13 protein-coding genes are annotated in these 19949 nt (G+C 73.7%); 9 read left to right on the forward strand and 4 right to left on the reverse strand.

Translation table 11 applies throughout. The annotated features are described in order from the left end of the window. Positions 1 to 41 precede the first annotated feature (41 nt). The 4 genes from I601_RS13920 to I601_RS13935 are packed head-to-tail and all read left to right on the forward strand — an operon-like array spanning position 42 to position 6626. The gene (locus tag I601_RS13920) at positions 42 to 1544 is read left to right on the forward strand and encodes a DUF3375 domain-containing protein (RefSeq protein ID WP_068110831.1); all 1503 of its coding nucleotides are present in this window, start codon (positions 42 to 44) and stop codon (positions 1542 to 1544) included. Next, positions 1541 to 2260: a DUF4194 domain-containing protein gene (locus I601_RS13925; protein WP_068110833.1), complete on the forward strand. Its 720-nt coding sequence runs from the start codon at positions 1541 to 1543 to the stop codon at positions 2258 to 2260. The genes I601_RS13920 and I601_RS13925 overlap by 4 nt, the downstream gene beginning before the upstream one ends. A 2-nt stretch (positions 2261 to 2262) precedes the next feature. Continuing rightward, on the forward strand, positions 2263 to 5727 hold the full coding sequence (locus I601_RS13930) for an ATP-binding protein (RefSeq protein ID WP_068110837.1): 3465 nt from the start codon (positions 2263 to 2265) through the stop codon (positions 5725 to 5727). Positions 5728 to 5747: 20 nt separating this feature from the next. Beyond that, a complete protein-coding gene (locus I601_RS13935) occupies positions 5748 to 6626 on the forward strand; it encodes a patatin-like phospholipase family protein (protein WP_068110856.1) in 879 nt (292 codons plus the stop codon). 1 nt (position 6627) lies between these two features. Here the strand turns inward: I601_RS13935 and I601_RS13940 are convergent, their stop codons facing one another. Together I601_RS13940 and I601_RS13945 are read right to left on the reverse strand one after the other, a co-directional pair. After that, on the reverse strand, positions 6628 to 6864 hold the full coding sequence (locus I601_RS13940; protein WP_068110858.1) for a hypothetical protein: 237 nt from the start codon (positions 6862 to 6864) through the stop codon (positions 6628 to 6630). Continuing rightward, the gene (locus I601_RS13945) at positions 6861 to 7721 is read right to left on the reverse strand and encodes a sigma-70 family RNA polymerase sigma factor (protein ID WP_068114955.1); all 861 of its coding nucleotides are present in this window, start codon (positions 7719 to 7721) and stop codon (positions 6861 to 6863) included. Before I601_RS13945 ends, I601_RS13940 begins: the two co-directional genes overlap by 4 nt. Before the next feature lie 100 nt (positions 7722 to 7821). Between I601_RS13945 and I601_RS13950 the strand changes: the two genes are divergently transcribed. Together I601_RS13950 and I601_RS13955 are read left to right on the forward strand one after the other, a co-directional pair. Then, a complete protein-coding gene (locus tag I601_RS13950; protein WP_084527617.1) occupies positions 7822 to 8451 on the forward strand; it encodes a TetR/AcrR family transcriptional regulator in 630 nt (209 codons plus the stop codon). A gap of 48 nt (positions 8452 to 8499) precedes the next feature. Then, on the forward strand, positions 8500 to 9513 hold the full coding sequence (locus I601_RS13955) for an oxygenase MpaB family protein (protein ID WP_068110861.1): 1014 nt from the start codon (positions 8500 to 8502) through the stop codon (positions 9511 to 9513). Here I601_RS13955 and I601_RS13960 read toward each other — a convergent pair. After that, complete coding sequence (locus tag I601_RS13960) at positions 9494 to 12232, reverse strand: helix-turn-helix transcriptional regulator (RefSeq protein WP_068110864.1); 2739 nt, start codon at positions 12230 to 12232, stop codon at positions 9494 to 9496. The genes I601_RS13955 and I601_RS13960 overlap by 20 nt on opposite strands. 139 nt (positions 12233 to 12371) lie before the next feature. On the opposite strand from I601_RS13960, the gene I601_RS13965 reads away from it, so the two are divergent. The 3 genes from I601_RS13965 (at position 12372) to I601_RS13975 (ending at position 17164) form a co-directional block, all read left to right on the forward strand. Then, complete coding sequence (locus I601_RS13965; protein WP_237089416.1) at positions 12372 to 13454, forward strand: class I SAM-dependent methyltransferase; 1083 nt, start codon at positions 12372 to 12374, stop codon at positions 13452 to 13454. Then, positions 13451 to 15622 (forward strand): alpha/beta hydrolase, encoded by a 2172-nt coding sequence (locus tag I601_RS13970; protein WP_068110867.1) that lies wholly within the window; start codon positions 13451 to 13453, stop codon positions 15620 to 15622. The genes I601_RS13965 and I601_RS13970 overlap by 4 nt, the downstream gene beginning before the upstream one ends. Positions 15623 to 15736: 114 nt before the next feature. Beyond that, a complete protein-coding gene (locus I601_RS13975; protein WP_068110870.1) occupies positions 15737 to 17164 on the forward strand; it encodes an FAD-dependent monooxygenase in 1428 nt (475 codons plus the stop codon). Positions 17165 to 17168: 4 nt separating this feature from the next. Here the strand turns inward: I601_RS13975 and I601_RS13980 are convergent, their stop codons facing one another. After that, positions 17169 to 19898 carry an HAD-IC family P-type ATPase gene (locus I601_RS13980; RefSeq protein ID WP_068110873.1) on the reverse strand — a complete coding sequence of 910 codons (2730 nt, stop codon included), beginning with the start codon at positions 19896 to 19898 and terminating at the stop codon, positions 17169 to 17171. Positions 19899 to 19949: the final 51 nt, after the last annotated feature.

Consider the following 19949-nt stretch of genomic DNA (forward strand, 5'->3'; position numbering starts at 1 on the left):
CGTACGCACCACCGTGCGACGAGGGCGAGGGGGACGACCGGGTGAGCGAGATCGCCGCGGAGCTGGCGAAGGTCAAGGGCGCGTTCGCGCAACCGACCCTCACCCTGCTGCACCAGCGGCACGCCCCCGTCGTCATCACGATCTTCCGCGCGGTGTTCGGCCGCAACAACAAGCCGGTCCCCACAGCCCGGCTGCACGCCCAGGTCGAGGAGCACCTGGCGCAGATCCGGCAGGCAGGGGAGGTCGACATCCCCAACGGCAGCGTCCGTGACCTGTGCCACCGGTGGATGCGGGGCCAGTGGCTGGTGCGCTCGCTCGACGAGCGCGGCCAGGAGGTCTACGCCCTCACCTCGCACGCCCAGCAGGCGCTCGGCCTGGTCACGACCCTGACCCGCGACCGTGCCACGCTCAGCGAGCACCGGATCGCGACGATCCTGGGCACGGTGCGCCGCTTCAACTCCGAGGCGAACCCCGACCGCACCGCCCGCGTCACCATCCTCAACGGCGAGATCGCCCGGCTGCAGGGCGAGCGCGACCGGCTCGTCGACGGCGCCGAGATGCCGAGTGCCAGCGAGGACTTCATGCTCGAGGGATTCACCGAGCTGCTCTCGCTGATCTCGGCGCTGCCCAGCGACTTCGCCCGGGTGGAGGAGCGCTTCTCCCAGATCCGTGGCGAGATCCTGGCGTCCTTCCGGGCCGAGGACCGGCCCGCGGGCGAGGTCATCGACGACTACCTCGCGCGCGCCGACGCCCTGATGACCGCGACCCCCGAGGGACGCGCCTTCGAGGGCGCCTTCGCGCTGCTGCGCGACGACGCCCTGGTCACCCGGCTGCGCGAGGACCTCGGCGCGCTGCTCGAGCACCCGCTCTCCGACCGGCTGCTCGGCGACGCCGAGCGCGCCGAGCTGCGCGGCACCGTCCGGCTGGTGCGCGAGGGCCTCGACCGGGTGCTCTCCCAGCGGTCGCGGGTGACCGCGACGCTCAAGGAGTACATCGTCTCCCACGACGCGGTGCGCGACCGCGAGCTCGAGCAGACGCTGCGCCAGGTCGAGTCCGAGATGATGACCTGGATGGCGGCCACCGGGCCGCGTGCCACCCACGACGTACCCCTGCTGCCGGCGCGGGTCACCGTGGACCACCTCCGCGAACGGTTCCACGACCCCGCCGACGACGTGCTGCCCGACCGGATCACCGCGGCCGACCCCGACGACGCGCCCGCCGTCTCGCTCGACGCGCTGCTCGCCCAGGGCGGCCCGCAGCTGTCGGTGCTGCGCGGTCGCCTCGACGACGCCCTGGCAGACCTGGCTCCTGCCGGCTCGCTCGGGGCGGTCTTCGAGGGGCTGGAGCCGGCCCTGCGCCGCCCGGTCGAGATCCTCGGGCTGCTGCACCTGGCCGCCGACCGCGGGTGGACCAGCGACGAGGAGGTCGAGACGTACGCCGCGGTGCGCCACGACGGCTCCCGCCGCACCTTCACCGTGCCGCGCACCCCGCTGCCGGACCCCGACCTCGACGCACCTCGAGCAGAGAGCGAGACCCGAGCATGAGCACCTTCCTCGAGCACGACGACCCCGAGGTCGAGGACGGCTCGGTGTCGCTCTTCGAGGGCGACGAGGGCGGCCTCGACCTCGGCCAGCGCCACGCCCTGGTGAGCCTGCTCAAGCAGCGCTTCATCAGCGCCCGCACCCACCCGCGGGACTGGCAGGTGCTGGTCGAGCACGAGCGCCTGCTGCGCTCCCGGCTCAACGACCTCTTCCTCGACCTGGCCATCGACCGCGTGCGGGAGGTGGCGTGGAAGCGGCAGGCCCTCTCCGAGACCGGCAGCCGCTTCCCGACCCTGCTCTACGACGCCGCCTGGTCGCGCGAGGAGACGCTGGTCCTGATCCACCTGCGCGACCGCCTGCGCAGCGGCCTGGCCGGTGGCGACACCCGCGTGCACGTCGACCGTGAGGACGTCGTCGAGTACGTCGCCAGCTTCCGGCCCCCGCACGCCACCGACGAGTCCGGCGACGAGAAGCGCGCCCGCAACGCGGTCGTGAGCATCGTCAAGGCCGGCCTGCTGATCGGGGCCGCCGGCGACGACCGCTACGAGATCAGCGAGGCCGTCGAGCCGCTGCTGCCGCTCGAGGTGCTCCAGCAGCTCCTCGAGTCGCTGCAGCGCGCGAACGGCACCGAGCCGGCGCCCGGCACCGAGGAGGACTCGGACCTCTTCGAGACCCCCGCCGAAAACGCGGACGAGACCCCTGCCCCCGGAGGCGAGTGAGCATGACGATCGACGAGAGCGAGCAGGTCGGGGCCCGCACCGACGGGCTCTTCGAGCACCAGCTGGTGGCGGCGCCCACCGACGACACCATGCAGTGGCGGGCCGGGCTGCTCCAGATGGTCAACTGGGGCGGCTTCAGCGGTCTGACCGAGGTCCCGCTGGGCAGCGACTCGACGATGATCTCCGGCGCCTCGGGCGTCGGCAAGAGCACGATCCTGGACGCCTACACGGCGCTGATGATGCCCTCGGACACCAAGTTCAACGGTGCGTCCAACGACGCGGTCGCGGGCCGGGCACGGGGCATCGGGCAGCGCAACCTGCTCTCCTACCTGCGCGGTGCCGTCGACGTGATCGACGACCCGCGCACCGGCCGGCCGGTGGAGAAGCTGCTGCGCGGCCAGGGCGCCGACACCTGGGGCGCGGTCGCGGTCACGTTCGTCAACGACCGGGGCGGCTCGTTCACCGCGCTGCGCACCTACTACGTCCCGCGCCGGGCCATCCGCTCCAGCGAGGTGCAGATGCAGCTCGTGACCCACGACGGCCCGCTGGGCCTGGAGACGCTCGAGGTCGCGGTGCCCGAACGCTTCCACGCCAACACCCTGAAGAAGCTCTACCCGGGGGTCCGGGTGCACCGGACCTACGCCGAGCTCGCCGAGGTGCTGCACGCGCGCCTGGGCATCGGCGCCGGCGGCGACGGCTCCAAGGCGCTGCGCCTGCTCTCCCGCATCCAGGCCGGCAACCAGGTCCGCAGCGTCGACGAGCTCTACAAGGACATGGTGCTCGAGCGACCGGCGACGTACGCCGCCGCGGACCGCGCGATCGAGCACTTCGACGACCTCGACGCCGCGCACGCCGCGATGCGCACCGAGGAGCAGAAGCTCGACCTGCTCGAGCCCATCACCGCGCTCCACGAGCGCCGGGGCGCCGCCGCGCAGCGCCTGGCCGAGCTCGACTCGTTCGGTGTCACGGTGCCCGGTGACACGCCGTTGCGACGGTGGCTGCTGCGCACCCACCGTCGGCTGATCGAGACCGCGGTGACCACCAACCGCGCCGATCGCGCCGCCACGTCGGAGGCCCTGGCCTTGACCCGGTCGGCCGAGACCGCGCTCGCCGGCGACCTCGAGGCCGCCAAGGACGCCCACCGCGACGCCGGCGGCGGGGACCTGCAGGCGCTCGCGGCGCAGGTCGAGCACGAGCGCGCCATCCGTGCCGAGCGCGGCACCCGGCTCGCGGAGCTGGAGGAGCGGGTCTACCCGCTGGTCGGCCTGACCGACGTGGAGGCCCCGGACCTCGACTCCGCGCTCGACTCGGTCACCGCCTTCGCCGCCCTGCAGCTCCACGCCCGCAAGGCGCTCGCCGCCAGCGACGAGGCCCAGGCCCGCCTGCGCACCGAGCGCGACGAGGTCCGCGACGGGCTGCTGCCGCTGAAGAACGAGCAGACCGCGCTGCGTCGCGAGCGCGCCTCCCTGGAGAGCCGCGCCGGCCGGGTGCCCGCCCACCTGCACGAGCTGCGCGCCGAGGTCGCCCGGGCCACCGGGCTCGACGTCGACGACCTGCCGTTCGTCGCCGAGCTCCTCGACGTGGCCCCGGAGGAGTCGCGGTGGCGCACCGCCGTCGAGACCGTGCTCGGTGGCACCGCCCGCACCATGCTGGTGCCGCTGGAGCGGCTCGCCGACTTCTCCTCGGCCATCGACCAGCTGCGGCTGCGCACCAGGTTCACCTTCCAGGGCGTCGAGCTCGACCTGCCCAGCACCGGGCCCTCGGACCCCGAGCGGATCGCCGGCAAGCTGCTCTTCAAGGACTCGCCCTTCTCGGGGTGGGTGCAGCAGCACGTCGCCGATCCGGCGCGCAACGCCTACTGCGTCGAGACGGCTGCCGGGCTGGACGGTCCCGGCTTCCGCGTGACCGAGGCCGGGCAGACCCGCAACGGGCGTCGAGGTGCCCACGGGCGCGGCGACCAGCGCAGCATCATCGGCTTCTCCAACGAGGAGGCCGTCGCCGAGGTCGACGCCCAGCTGCGCGAGCTGGAGCAGCGCATGCTCGACCACGACGCCCGCATCTCCGGGCTCGACCAGCGGGCCGCCCGCCTGGCCCAGCAGCGCCAGGCCTACGACGCCATCGCGATGGTGCGCTACGACGACGTCGACGTCGCCGGGTGCGACCGACGCATCGCCGAGCTCGAGCAGCGCCGCGACGACATCCTGGCCGCCGACGACCAGCTGCAGGTGCTGCAGGACCAGATCGAGGACCTCGGCAGGCGTCTCGACGAGACCCGCCAGCGGCGCTACGCCCTGGAGCAGCAGCAGCAGGCGCTGGGCTCCCGGCACGGGGAGCTGGTCGAGGCCGAGGACCACGTCAACGACCGGCTCGAGGCGAGCGAGGGCGACGAGGGTGCCGGGTTCACCGCGGAGCAGGACGCCGCGCTGACCGCGGAGCTCGCCGCCGCGGCCGCCCCGGCGGACCCCGACGACCTGGACCGCTTCGCCGAGAACGCCAAGCGGCTCGAGGCGCGGCTGCACGAGGCCGTGGCCGAGGCGACCACCGAGGTCGAGCGCGTCGAGGCCGACCTGACCAGCGTGTTCCGGCAGTACAAGACGCGCTGGGACTCGCCCAACCTGGGCGCCACCGCGGACTCCTACCCCGACTACGCCCGCATCCTCGAGGAGATCCGTGGCAAGGGTCTCGCCGACCGGCGCTCGGAGTGGCGCCGCCGGCTCACCGAGTGGAGCGGGCAGGACCTCGTGCCGCTGGTCGGCGCGATGGCGGCCTCGGTCGAGGAGATCGAGGACCGGCTGGTGCCGATCAACACGATCCTGAAGCGCCTGGAGTTCGGCGGCGCCGGGGACCGGTTGCGGATCCGCCTGCGCCGCCTGTCGCCGGTGCACGTGCAGGCGTTCATGAAGGACCTGCGTGGGCTGTCCTCAGGAGTGTCTGCGGCGGGTGCGGCCCCGGGGGAGGACGACCTGGAGCGGCGCTTCGTCGAGCTCAGCAGCTTCATGGAGCAGCTGCGCCCGCAGGCTCCGGGGGGTGCGCCCACCGACCGCGACCGGCTGCTCGACGTACGTCGGCACGTGGAGGTCAGTGCGGAGCGCTACGACCACCTCACCGGTGAGCTGCGTGCGACGTACCGGACCCTGGGGGAGAAGAGCGGTGGCGAGAGCCAGGAGCTGGTGGCCTTCATCGTCGGCTCCGCGCTGCGCTTCCGGCTCGGCGACGAGATGCGCTCGCGCCCCCGGTTCGCGCCGGTCTTCCTCGACGAGGGTTTCGTGAAGGCCGACTCGGAGTTCGCCGGGCGGGCGGTGCGGGCCTGGAAGGGCCTGGGCTTCCAGCTGATCATCGGCGTCCCGCTCGACAAGGTCACCGGGCTCGAGCCGCACATGGACGCCCTCCTGGCGATCACCAAGAACACCGCCACCCACCAGGCCTGGATCACGCCGATCACCGACGCGTCGTCCGCGGCCGGGTAGCGGTGGGGCAGGCTCGGGACATGACCACGGCGTTCGTCCTGTCCGGGGGCGGCAGCCTCGGCGCCGTCCAGGTCGGCATGTTGCAGGCGCTGACCAGCGCCGGCATCGAGCCCGACCTGCTGATCGGCACCTCCGCCGGCGGTCTCAACGCGACCTGGGTGGGCGCCCACGGCACCTCCCAGGCGTCGTTGGCCGAGCTCGCGGACACGTGGATCGAGCTGCGTCGCCGCGACGTCTTCCCGATCCGTCCGCTGCAGCTGCTGCGCGGGCTGACCGGGCACAGCCGCAGCCTCTTCCCGGGCGAGCCGCTCGGCGACCTGGTGGCCCGGCGGGCAGGCATCGACGTCCTGGAGCAGGCACGCATCCCCGTGCACCTGTTGGCCACCGACCTGTTCACCGGCGCCGACGTGCTGCTCTCGACGGGGTCGGTGCGCGACGCCGCCCGCGCCACGGCAGCGATCCCGGGGCTCCTGCCCCCGGTGCAGGTGGGGGAGCGGTGGCTCGTCGACGGGGCCATCGCGACCCGCGCCGGGGTGTCGCACGCCATCGAGCTCGGCGCGTCACGCATCGTCGTGCTGCCCGCCGGCGTGCCCTGCGCGATCCAGGAGCCGCCGCGCTCGGCGATCGGCGTGGCGGTGCACGCGCTCACGCTGCTGATCGAGCAGCAGCTGATCATCGAGGTCGACCTGGTCGTCGAGGGCGTCTCCATCGGGTTGCTGCCGCCGCTGTGCCCGCTGACGATCTCCTCGGCCGACTTCGACCACGCCGCCGAGCTGATCGAGCGCGGGTTCACCTCCAGCGCGGCCTGGATCGCCGACGGCGGGCTCGAGCGGTCGCGCCCGAGCCGCTACCTCTCGCTGCACCACCACGGGAGCGCAGGGCACCGGGCGCAGGGCTGAGTCACTCCTCCGGCAGGTCGGCGAAGGCCTGCTTGGCGTCGCGGTACCAGCCCAGCGCCCGCTTCGGGTGGCGCCAGCGCGACCTCATCTCCTCGCGCGCGGGCAGGTGGGCGGCGTCGCCGGCCCTCTCGGCCTCCTTGAGGTGCCGGTCCTGGGCGTTGATGACGTCGTCGGCGCTCTCGCCGCGGTGGGCCAGGTCGCAGGGCCCTCCCAGCTGGCGGCAGGTCATGGTCTTCATCTCGGTCCTCTCGGTGTGGTCGGTCGGCGCGAGGTCCGCGCCAGCACGGTGGGGTCGGCCCGGAAGTCGATGCGCCGCACGAGGCCCCCGTCGACCGTGAAGTCGAAGAGCACCCGGGCCACGCCGCGGTCGTACCAGGCAGCGCCGGGGCGCCCGTCGACGACCACCGGCAGCGCGGCCCGGGCCGCACCGTCGAAGAACGACGCCACCTCCCGGCGGCCGGTGATCCGGGCGGGCGTGCCGAGCCCGACGGCCGCGTCGTCGCCGACGACGAGGGCGTCGGGGGCCAGCAGCGCCAGCAGGCGCGTGAGGTCACCGCCCCGGGCGGCGCTCATGAACGCGTCGACGACCTCCCAGCCGGCCAGGGCGTCCTCGGGCGCCGGCTGGGCCACCTTCGCCCGTGCTCGCGAGGCCAGCTTGCGGGCGGCGACGGTCGTGGTGCCCAACGTGGCCGCCACGGTCTCGAAGGGGAACCCGAAGCTGTCGTGCAGCACGAAGGCGACCCGCTCGCGGGGACTGAGCCGCTCCAGCACCACGTGGAGGGCGACCCCGACCGTGTCGGCCAGGGCGACCTCGTCGGCGGGGTCCGTGGGCGGGGCTGCCCGACCGTCGACCGGGCCGTCCGGGTCGAGGCCGTCGTGCGGCAGCGGGGTGCGCGAGCGCAGGCGGTCGAGGCACAGGCGGCCGGTCACGGTCGTCAGCCAGCCGGCGAGGTTCTCGATCTCGGCATCGGTGCGGTGCAGGCGCAGCCAGGCCTGCTGCACGACGTCCTCGGCCTCGCCCGGGTCGCCGAGCACCCTGGTCGCCACGGTCACCAGACGTGACCGTTCGGCCTCGAACTGCTCGGTCCGGTCCACGGCACCCACCCTCTCATCGAACGCTTCTCGCCCTCCTGACGTCCGACGGCCCCAGGATGTGACGGTCGGGTCGGCGCGGCAGCGGCACTAGGGTGACCGCGTGGATCTGGGAGCAGTGCTGGGACGGGCCTTCGGGGGCGGGGAGAGCGGGGTGCCCGACGACGCGACGGCGACGAAGATCCTCGACGCGGCGGTGGCCGCCTGCGCCGCGCACGGGATCAGCGCGGTGACGATCGACGGGGTCGCACGCCGGGCGGGCGTCAACCGGGTCACGGTCTACCGGAGGTTCGGTGACCGCGACGCGCTGCTGCAGGCGATGACGCTGCGCGAGGGGGAGCGGATGGCGCAGGGGATCATGGCCGCTCTTGCGGGCCTCGCCGACCCGGTCGAGCAGCTGGTCGAGGGGTTCGCGGCCGCGCTGCGGCTGGCCGAGGCGCACCCGGTGATCCGCCGCACCGCCGAGCACGAGCCGCAGGACCTGATCGCGGCCGGGCTGGCCGACGACGCGGCGCTGCTGAGGATGGGCAGCGCGTTCGCCGCGGCCGGCGTACGCCGCCTGCAGGCCGACGGTCGCGCCACCCACCTCGACGCCGACGCGGTGGGGGAGACGATGGCGCGGCTCTTCGCCTCCTTCGTGCTGCTGCCGGCACAGCACGCCATCGACGTGCGCACGCAGGACGGGGCGCGTGCCTACGCGCGGCGCACGCTGGTCCCGCTGCTGCTCGGGTAGCGCGGCGGACGCTTGACCGGATGTAACACTTGCGTCATCCTGTGTTGCATGACGCGCATCGAGCACCAGCCCCTCGACCACGGCATCTTCGGCCCCGGTTCGGTGACCTGGAAGGTCTACCGCTGCCCGACCTCGATGACGGTCGGCTTCGCCCGCACCGCGCTGACCGAGATGTTCGACCCGCTGGTCGTGGCCTCGGTGGCCGGCACCGGCTCGCTGCGCGAGCGCGCCTCCGACCGCTACGACCGCACCCTGGAGTACGCCGGCGCCCTGGTGCTCGGCGACAGCGCCACGGCCGCCCGGATGGCCGACACGTTGATGCGCATCCACTCGCGGGTGGGCGGCACCGACCCGGTCACCGGCCAGGACTACGACCCCAACGATCCGGCCGGCCAGCTGTGGATCCACCTGACCCAGTGGCAGTCGGTGCTGCACGTCTACGAGCGCTTCGGCCCCGGCCCGCTGAGCGAGGACGAGGATCGCCAGTACTGGGCCGAGTGCGCGATCGCCGCGAAGTTCCAGACGATCGACCCCGCCGACGTGCCGCGCGACCGCGAGGAGATGCGCGCCTACTACGAGCGGGTGCGTCCCTCGCTGGTCGTCAGCGACGTCGCGGTCGAGCATGCGCTGCTGGTCCTCGAGGGCGGCAACATCGCGAGCCGGCTCCCGGGCCGGCTGAGGGTGCTGAGCCCCCTGGTCCACAGGGTGCTGCGCCGGGCCACGATCGCGACGCTGCCGGGCTGGATGCGTGAGGCGATCGGCACCCGTCAGGGCCCGGTCGTCGACGCCGTGGTCACCGCCGTGGTCCGGCCCGCGCTGCGCCTGGCCGCCCGTCGACCGCAAGCGCTGGCGCGGGTGCTCGCCGAGGCCTCTCCTCGTGCCTACCCCGTGCTCGCGCCCGCGGTCCTCGACATCGAGCCCGAGCGGGCCGGGACCGTGACGGTCGAGGAGGCGTTCCGTCGTCTCGGGCGGCCACTGCCGCGGGAGCAGCACCTGGCCGCGGACACCGACCCGCGCCGCCGGCTCGCGCAGGTCGCTGGGGTCACTCTCCCCGGCCGGTGAACCGCTCGGCGAGCTCGGCCCGCGAGCTGATGCCCAGCTTCAGGTAGACGTGGCGCAGGTGGTACTCCACCGTCTTCGGGCTGAGGAACAGCCCCGCCGCCGCCTGGCGCGTGGTGCGCCCCTGGGCCAGGAGCAGCGCGATCTGGCGCTCCTGGGGCGTGAGCTCCACCCGGGTGCCGGCGCCGTCGCGCTGCACCGTCTCACCGGTGGCGGCCAGCTCCCGGGCCGCACGGTCGGCCCACGGCGTCGCGTCGAGACGGTCGAAGGTCTCCAGGGCCGAGACCAGCAGCGGCCGGGCGTCGACCCGCCGGCGCGCGCGCCGCAACCAGGCGCCGTACGCCAGCCTGGTGCGCGCCGCCTCGTAGCCGTCCGGGGTCTCGGCGTGCAGCTCGAGCGCCTCGCGGTAGTCCGGCTCCGGGTCGTCGGCGCACAGTGCGGCGGCTCGGGCGGAGCGGGCCAGCGACCAGGACTGTCCCTTGGCCGCTGCCCGGGAGGCGAAGCCGGCGGCCACCTCCACCGCCTGCGGTCCACGTCGCAGGTGCACCAGGCACTCGACCAGCTCCGGGGCGCAGGACTGGTCGGGGTCGCTCAGGCCGGTCGCGGCCAGCAGCTCCTCGAGCCCCGTGTAGTGCTCGGCCGCTGACTCCAGGTCCCCGGACCCGGCCGCCAGGTCCCCCTGGGCGAAGGCCAGCCAGACGGTGGCCAGCCGCACCCCGTTCCGCGCAGCCAGCTCTCCGGCCGCCTCGACGTGCTCGGCCACGGCACCGGCGCGTCCGCGGCGGGCCTCGACGATGGCGAGCCCGGCCACGGACACCGCGAAGTCCGTGGTCAGACCGATCTCCTGGGCCAGCCTCGCGGCCTCGTGGTAGCTCGATTCGGCCACGTCCCAGCGGTCGCTGGTGGCGGCGTCGCGGGCCACCTGCATCAACAGGTAGGGCAGCAGCGCGACGGCGGCGTCCTCGCGCATCGACTCCAACGTGTCGGCCACCACCTCGCGCTCCGGTCCGGTGCCTCGCAACCACAGCGCGCCCTGCAGCCGCAGCGGCAGGCGGAAGCGCTCGGCGGCCGGAGGGTCCGGCACCACCAGCCGGTACGCCGCCTCGCGCAGCCGGTCCACGCCCGCAGCGCCGGCGCCCGCGAGGACCATCGCCATCCCGGACGCCGACCTGCCCAGCAGCCGGGTCGCCGGGGAGATGTCACCGGCCAGCAGCCGGTCGATGCGACGACACGCCTCCATCGCAGCACCGGGGTCCATCAGGTAGAAGGCCGCGTGCACGACGTCGGCGTTGATCCGGACCGCCCGCTCCGGCTCGAGCGGGGCGACCGCGATGGCCGCGCGCGTGAGGATCTGCAGCGCCAGGTCCACGGAGCCGGCGCGCAGCTGGACCGCGCCCTGCAGCTCCTGCACGTGGGCGCGCAGCAGCGGCGCCGGCCGAGCGCTGAGCGCCTCGCCGAGGAGCTCGGTGGCCCGGTCGGTGCGTCCCCCCAGCCACGCCGCCTCGCCGGCGCTCGCCAGTCGCCGGGGCACCAGCCCAGGATCGAGCGAGAGCACCGCGGCTCGTTCGTAGGCGTGCATCGCGATCGTGTGGGCACTGCGTGCGGCGGCCTCCGAGGCCACCCGCTCGAGCAGCGCAGCGGTCTCCTCGTCCGGCCCCGCTGCGCCCTCCGAGAGGTGCCAGGTCAGGCGGTGCACGTCGGTGGGGTCCACGACGTGGGCCAGGGCGCGGTGCACCTCCCGGCGCAGCGCAGGCTCAGCATCGGCGTACACCGCGGCCTGCACGAGGGGATGGCGGAACTCGATCGCGTCGCCTGCCAGCGTGACGAGCCCGGCGTCCTGGGCCGAGGCCAGGGTCGGGTCCCGCACCCCGATCCGCCGCGCGGCCATCAGCACCGTGCGCAGGCTGCTGGGGTCCGCGGCGGCCACCGTCAGCGTGGTCCGGGCCGCCCGGGGGAGCCCGCTGACCCGGCGCAGGAAGGACCGGGTCACCTGCTCGGGGACCGGGACGGGTGCCGAGGGGGGCAGGTCGTCGAGGCGCTCCAGCTGGTCGCACAGCTCGAGCAGCGCCAACGGGTTGCCGGCAGTGACCTGGTGCAGCCGCTGCAGCCGCTCCCTCGCCACGGGGTCCCCGGCCGTGGCCAGCAGGGACCCGGCCGCTGCCATGTCGAGCCCCGGCACCAGCAGGACGGGCAGGGAGTCGAGCACCCGGGCACCTGGTTCGTCGGGACGGACGGCGACGAGCACCGCGACCGCGTCGGAGAGCATCCGGCGGGCAGCGAAGACCAGCGCCTCGGCCGACGGCGCGTCCAGCAGGTGGGCGTCGTCGACCAGCAGCAGCAGGGGTCGGTCCTCGGCGGCTCGGGCCACCAGGCTCAGCGTGGCTGCGCCGACGGCGAACCGGCTCGGCTCCTGGTCCGGCACCGGTCCCAGCGCGAGCGCCGAGGCGAGGGCGGTGCGCTGGGCGGCGGGGATGTCCTCGAGCAGGCCGAGCACGGGACGCAGCACCTGGAGCAGCCCGGCGAACGGGACGTAGCGCTCGGAGTCGACGCCCTGGGCGCTCAGCACGCGCATCTCCCCGGCCAGCGAGCGGGCCTCCTGCAGCAGCGCGGTCTTGCCGATCCCGGCCTCGCCGGCGAGCACCAGGGCGCGGCTGTCGGCCACTCGCGCAGCGGCGAGCACGGTGGCGATAGTCCGTCGTTCGGACTCGCGTCCGACCAGCACCCGGTACATCCTAGGGCCGCCGCGACAAGCACCCGGGGACGGAGAACCAGGGGGGTAACCTGATGCGACGGGGCCGGGCGCCGCTCTACGTTCGCAGGACCTGCCCGAGCAGCGGACAGGCTCACCGAGGGAGAGCACCGTGACCGATCTCAAGCACCCCCCGACCCCCGCCATCGACATGGACAAGCTGATGGGCTTCGTCTTCCGTGCCGTCGACGAGGTGGGCGCCAGCCTCAACACCGGCCTCGTCGTCATGGGCGACAAGCTCGGCTACTACCGCGCGATGAAGGATGGGGCGACCACCGCCCGCGACCTGGCCGTGGCCACCGACACCGGCGAGCCCTACGCCCGGGAGTGGCTCAACGCCCAGGCAGCCGGCGGGATCGTCGACTACGACCCGGCCACCGGCGCGTACACGCTGCCGCCCGAGTACGCCGTGGCGATGACGGACGAGACCAGCCCCGCCTTCCTGCCCGGGCTCTTCCAGATCGCGCTCGGCACCCTGCAGGACAGCGACCGCATCGTGGAGAAGGCGCGCAGCGGTGCCGGTCTTGGCTGGCACGAGCACAACCACGACGTGCACGAGGGCTGTGAGCGGTTCTTCGCGCCCTCCTACAACGCCTACCTGGTCAGCGCCTGGTTGCCGGCGCTGGACGGTGTCGTCGCCAGGCTCGAGCGCGGCGCGCGTGTTATCGACATCGGCTGCGGCCACGGTGCCTCGACGATCATCATGGCGAAGGCCTTCCCGCGCTCGACGTTCCTCGGCACCGACTACCACGAGGCGTCGATCACCGAGGCACGCCGGCGGGCCGAGGACGCCGGCGTCGAGGACCAGGTCACCTTCGAGGTGGCCTCGGCCGAGGGCCTGAACGGCAGCGGCTACGACCTGGCGACGACCTTCGACGCCCTCCACGACATGGGCGACCCGGTGGGTGCGGCTCGGGCGGTCCGGGCGGCGCTCGCCGACGACGGCACCTGGATGGTGGTGGAGCCGATGTCGGGCGACCACGTCGAGGAGAACTTCAACCCGGTCGGGCGCGCGTACTACGGGTTCTCGACCCTGCTGTGCACCCCGGCCTCGCTGTCGCAGGAGGTCGGGCTGGCGATCGGCACCCAGGCGGGTCCCGCGAAGATCCGCGACGTCGTGACGACCGGCGGGTTCACCCGCTGCGAGCGGGTGGCGCAGACCCCGTTCAACCAGGTGCTGGAGATCCGGCCGTGACGAACCATCCGGATCGCCGACGTGGCCGGGCGCGTGCGCCCGACCACGTCGGCGTGGTGGAGCGCGACGGTGTGCGGATCGCCTTCGAGGTCTTCGGCGGACCGGACGACGCGCCGGAGGGCCGCACGGAGCGGACGACGATCCTGCTGATGCCGACCTGGACGGTCATCGACTCCCGGTTCTGGAAGGCGCAGGTCGCCTACCTGGCCCGGCACCACCGCGTGGTCACCTTCGACGGCCGGGGCAGTGGCGCATCGGACAAGCCGGCCGGCCCGGCGGCCTACACCAACGAGCAGTACGCCGCCGACGCGGTGGCCGTGCTCGACGCGACCGGGACCGACACGGCTGTGCTGGTGGCGCTGTCCTGCGGCTCGGCCTGGGCGGTGCACGTGGCCGCCGACCACCCGGAGCGGGTGCTGGGGCTCTTCGTGATGTCACCGTCGTGCGGCTTCGCGATGGTGGACATCGCTCGGGACCAGCACCCCTTCGACGCGCGGGTGGACACGACCGAGGGCTGGGCGAAGTACAACCGCCACTTCTGGGCCGACGGCGGGTACCAGGAGTTCCTCGACTTCTTCTTCGCCCAGATGTACACCGAAGCGCACTCCAGCAAGCAGATCGAGGACAGCATCGGCTGGGGCCTCGACGTGGACCCCGCCGTGCTGGCCGACGCGACGTCGGGCCGGATCGGCTGCCACGAGGCGGTCTGCGCACCGCTCGAACCGGTGTGCGCCCGAGTGCGCTGCCCGGTGCTCGTGGTGCACGGCACCGCCGACGCGGTGCGGGGCCAGCAGGTCGGCGAACGGCTGGCCGAGTTGACGGGTGGCTCGCTGGTGCTCCTCGACGGGGCCGGGCACGGTCCGATGGCCCGGCACCCGGTCCGGATCAACCTGATGATCCGCGACTTCGTGGAGCAGCTGTGTCCTCGGGTCCGGCGGGCCACGTGGGTGGCCGCGCCGCTGCGGCGTCGGCGGGTGCTCTACCTCTCCTCGCCGATCGGCCTGGGCCACGCCCGTCGGGACGTCGCGGTGGTGGAGGAGCTGCGCAAGCAGCACCCCGACGTCGAGGTGGACTGGCTGGCCCAGCACCCGGTGACCGACGTGCTGCGAGCTGCGGGGGAACGGGTGCACCCGGCGTCGCGGTGGCTGGCCAGCGAGTCCGAGCACATCGAGCACGAGGCCGGAGAGCACGACCTGCACGCCTTCCAGGCGATCCGCGAGATGGACGCCGTCCTGGTCAACAACTTCATGGTCTTCGCCGAGGTCGTGGAGACCGAGCACTACGACCTCGTGGTGGGCGACGAGGCGTGGGACGTCGACTACTTCCTGCACGAGAACCCCGAGCTCAAGCGGTTCGCGTTTGCGTGGATGACCGACTTCGTGGGGTGGCTGCCGATGCCGGACGGCGGTTCGCGCGAGGAGCGGCTGACGGCTGACTACAACGCCGAGATGATCGAGCAGCGGGCCCGCTTCGCCCGCGTGCGCGACCGGTCGATCTTCGTCGGGAGCCCCGACGACGTCGTGCCGGACAGGTTCGGTCCTGGGCTCCCGAGGATCCGTGACTGGGTCGCCGAGAACTTCGACTTCGCCGGCTACGTCACCGGTTTCGACCCTGCTGACTACGCCGACAGGGACGCGCTGCGAGCCCGGCTGGACCTGCCGGTCGACCAGCCGCTGTGCGTGGTGACCGTCGGAGGGTCGGGGGTGGGCGAGCCGCTCATCCGGCGGGTGCTCGACGCGGTGCCGCTGGCGCGGCGCCAGGTGCCCGACCTGCGATTCCTGGTCGTGGCCGGCCCGCGCATCGAACCACGGTCGCTGCCGCGCCGACGCGGGGCCTCGGTGGTCGGCCACGTGCCCCGGCTCTACCAGCACCTCGCCGCCTCCGACCTCGCTGTGGTGCAGGGGGGTCTGACCACGACCATGGAGCTGACCGCCAGCCGACGCCCCTTCGTCTACGTGCCGCTGCGCCACCACTTCGAGCAGAACTTCCACGTGCGGCACCGCCTGGAACGCTACGGCGCCGGTCGTTGCCTGGACTACGACGAGGCGTCGGACCCCGACGCGCTGGCCGCGGTCATCGCGGCCGACCTCGGCAGGGACGTGGCATACCGCCCGGTGGAGACCGAGGGGGCGACCCGGGCCGCGAGCCTCCTGGCGGAGCTGCTGTAGGGACTCCCTGCTCTCTCAACGTATAGCGGCCCCCGGGGCTTGCGGCAAGCCCCCGGACCGGTCGCAGGATCGGGGTCCGACCCGGATCCACCGGGTGAGCCGAGGAGACCACTCATGCACGACGTGATCATCGTCGGGGGCGGACCCACCGGCCTCATGCTGGCCGCCGAGCTGCGGCTGCACGACGTCGGGGTGCTCGTGCTCGAGAAGGACCTGGTTCCGACCGAGCGGGTCCGGTCGCTGGGGCTGCACGCGCGCAGCGCCGAGATCCTCGACCAGCGCGGGCTGCTCGACCGGTTCCTGGACCTCGGACAGACCTACCCGCTCGGCGTGCACGTCGCCGGTCTGGTGAGACCACCACCGCCGGACCTCGACACCGCTCACCCCTACGTCCTGGGCATCCCCCAGCCCACGACCGACCGCCTGCTCGCCGAGCACGCCCTCGAGCTCTCGGCCGAGGTCCGCCGCGGTGCCGAGGTGGTGGGCCTGGTCCAGGACGACCGTGGCGTCGAGGTGGAGCTGAGCGACGGGAGCCGCCTGGCGGCGCGGTACGTCGTGGGGTGCGACGGCGGACGCAGCGCCGTGCGCTCGCTGCTGGGCATCGCGTTCCCGGGGGAGCCGGCCACGACGGAGTGGCTGCTGGGCGAGGTCGAGCTGGGCGTCACGGCGCCGGACCTGGCAGCCGCGGTGCGCGGCGTCGCCTCGGGCTACCTGCAGATCGGCCCGACGCCGTACGACGGAGGCAGCCACCGCTTCGTGGCGCGGACCGACGCCGTGACGTCGCGGCGCGGCGCGGATGATCCCTCGCTCGAGGAGGTGGCGGCACGGTTCCGGGAGCTCGCCGGGACCGATCTCGGAGTGCACTCGCCGCGGTGGCTGTCGCGCTTCGGTGACGCGACCCGGCTGGTCGAGCGCTACGCGGTGGGTCGGGTGCTGCTGGCTGGCGACGCGGCCCATGTCCACCCGCCGTTGGGCGGACAGGGGCTGAACCTCGGTCTGCAGGACTCCTTCAACCTCGGGTGGAAGCTCGCGGGCACGGTCCGGGGCTGGGCGCCCGAGGACCTGCTGGGCAGCTACGAGCGCGAGCGGCGTCCCGTGGCCGCGGACGTGCTCGACCTGACCCGGGCCCAGGTCGAGCTGACCTCGGCGGAGCCGGGGCCGCAGGCGGCCCGCCGCCTGCTGTCGGACCTGCTGGACCTGGAGGTGGTCGCCCGGCTGCTGGCCGAGAGGACCGCCGGGATCGCGATCCGGTACGACGTCGGACCCGGCCACGACCTCCTCGGTCGGCGGTTGCGCGACATCGACCTCGCCTCCGGGCGTCTCTACGACCTGATGCACCACGGTCGCGGGCTGCTGCTGGACCGGACCGGCGACTTCGCGCCCACCGGGTGGGGCGACCGGGTCGACCACGTCGTCGACGCCCGCGCGGGGCTCGACCTGCCCGCGGTCCTGCTCCGGCCGGACGGGCACGTCGTCTGGGTCGCGGGCGACCGAGGCACCCTCGTGGCAGCGCTGGGGCGCTGGTTCGGTGCCGCCCGCTGAGGCCTCACGTCCTGGCCCTGCGGCTCTGCCACCCCGTGTGCAGGGCCACGACCAGGCTCGCGATCGAGCCGGCGACCAGGATCCGCACCCACACGTCGACCCCGAGGGGCGCGGTCCCGAAGGTGGCGTTCATCGCCGGCACGTAGGTGATCGCCAGCTGTCCGATCGACTGGAGGCCGATGCCCACCAGGATCCAGGGGTTGGAGAAGAACCGGACCCGCCACACCGGCAGGGTCAGGGAGCGGCAGTGGAAGAGGTAGAACGCCTCGACGACCACGAAGAGGTTCAGTGCCGCGGTCCGGGCCTCGGCCAGGCCCGCGCCGGCCGCGCGCTCCCAGGTGAAGAGCCACCACGACCCGGCGACCAGCAGCGTGCACACGAGGAGCAGCCGCTCCACCAGCGCGCGGGTCAGCAGCGGCTGGTCCGGGTCGCGCGGCGGGCGGGTCATGATGCCGTCCTCCTTGGGCTCGAAGGCGAGCATCAGGCCCAGCAGGACCGCGGTGGTCATGTTGATCCACAGGATCTGGGTCGGCAGGATCGGCAGGGCGGCCCCCAGCACGATCGCGACCAGGATCACGAGTCCCTCGGCCAGGTTGGTCGGCAGCGTCCAGTTGATGAACTTGGTGAGGTTGTCGAAGGCGCCGCGGCCCTCCTCGATCGCCGCCTCGATCGTGGCGAAGTCGTCGTCGACCAGGACCATGTCGGCGGCGTCCTTGGCCACCTCGGTGCCGGTGCGCCCCATGGCCACCCCGACGTTGGCCCGCCGCAGGGCCGGCGCGTCGTTGACCCCGTCGCCGGTCATCGCGACCACGTGTCCGCCTGCCTGCAGCGCCTCGACCAGCCGCAGCTTCTGCTCCGGCGACACCCGGGCGAACACGCTGGCCCGGGCCACCGCGCCGGGGAGGTCCGCGGCGGACATCGATGCCAGGTCCGTCCCGGTCAGCACGGTGCCGGGGGCGGGGCCGTGACCGTCGAGGAGGCCGACCTGGTCGGCGATGGCGGTCGCGGTCGCGGCGTGGTCGCCAGTGATCATCTTCACCTCGACACCCGCTGTGTGGCAGGCGGCCACCGCAGCAGCAGCGCCGGCCCGGGGCGGGTCGAGCATGGCCTGCAGCCCGGTGAGCACCAGCCCGTCCGGGGCGTCGTCGGGCCGTGCGGCGTCGTAGGTGTGGGTGGCACCGGGAGGTCGCACCGCGGTGGCCAGGACCCGGAGGCCCTGGGCGGCGAGGTGGTCGGCCGCGCCCAGAGCCGCCTCCCGGTCCAGCGGCCGGGTGGCGCCGTCGCGCCCCATCTGGGCGGCGCACATCGCGACCAGGCGCTCCACGGAGCCCTTGACCAGCAGCAGCGTCGCGTCGGGTCCGCCCGCAGCCCCGAGCAGGTGCCGGGTCAGCATGTGCTGGCGCTCCGAGGTGAACGGGGTCGTCGCCACCCGGGGGAGCAGGCCGGCGACCTCGGCGGCGTCGAGCCCGGCCTTCGCGCCCACGACCAGCAGCGCTGCCTCGGTGGGATCCCCGACGATGCTCCAGCGGTCGTCGTCCTCGACCAGCGCGGCGTCGTTGCAGGCCACCCCGGCCAGCAACGACCAGCGCAGCGCGGGGTGCTCGGCCAGCGCGGCCGCCTCGCCGTGGGGGTCGGTGATCACACCGCGCGGCGTGTAGCCGGTGCCGCTGACCTGGAACAGCTCTCCGGGCGTCCACAGCGTGCGCACCGTCATCTGGTTCTCCGTCAGGGTGCCGGTCTTGTCGGTGCAGATCACGGTGATGCTGCCGAGGGTCTCCGCGGCAGGCAGCCGGCGGATCACCGCCTGCTGGCGGGCCATCCGGGCCACTCCGATGGCCAGCGTGATGGTGACCGCAGCCGGCAGGCCCTCCGGGATCGCGCCGACCGCCAACGCGATCGCCGCCGTGAACGTCTGCGTCGCGTCCTGCCCGCGCATCAGCCCCACCGCGAAGGTGACCGCGGCCAGGGCCAGGATCACGACGGTGAGCAGCTTGCTGAAGGCGGCGAGCTTCTGCGTCAGCGGGGTCGCCAGGGTCTGCGCCGCCCCGACCAGCCGGTGGATCTGGCCGAGCTCGGTCGTCGCCCCGGTCGCGACCACGATGCCCGCCCCACCGCCGGTGGTCACCAGGGTGCCCGAGTACGCCGTGTTCGACCGGTCGACGACGGTGGTCGCCTCGGGCAGGGCCGCCCCGTCCTTCGCCGCAGGCACCGACTCGCCGCTGAGCGCGGACTCGTCCACCCGCAGGTCCGTGGTCCGGATCAGGCGCAGGTCGGCCGGCACCTTGTCGCCCGCCTCGAGGAGCACGAGGTCGCCGGGGACCAGGTCGTCCGAGGACAGCGACCGAGGTCGTCCGTCCCGCACGACCCGGGCCTGCGTCCGGACCATCGTCCGCAGGCCCTCCAGCGCGGTCTCGGCCTTGGCCTCCTGGACGAAGCCGATCAGCGCGTTGACCACGACCACGCCGAAGATCACGCCCGAGTCGACGTGCTCACCGAGGGCGGCGGTGATCACCCCCGCGACGATCAGCACGTAGATCAACGGGTGGTGGACCTGGCGCACCAGCCGCACGAGCGGCCCCGTCGTGGTCCTCGCGGGCAGCGTGTTGGGACCGAAGGTGTGCAGTCGGTCGGCGGCCTCCTGGTCCGACAGCCCCTGGTCCGGGTCGGCCTCCATCAAGGTGAGCACCTCGTGGACGGCCAGCGCGTGGTGGGCGGTGGACGAGGAGGGGGCCATCACACCAGGGTCTCGCCGCGGTGGCGGTCCGACCAGGCACCGAGGTCCCGA

It is taken from the genome of Nocardioides dokdonensis FR1436 (assembly GCF_001653335.1).
GTDB lineage: Bacteria > Actinomycetota > Actinomycetes > Propionibacteriales > Nocardioidaceae > Nocardioides > Nocardioides dokdonensis.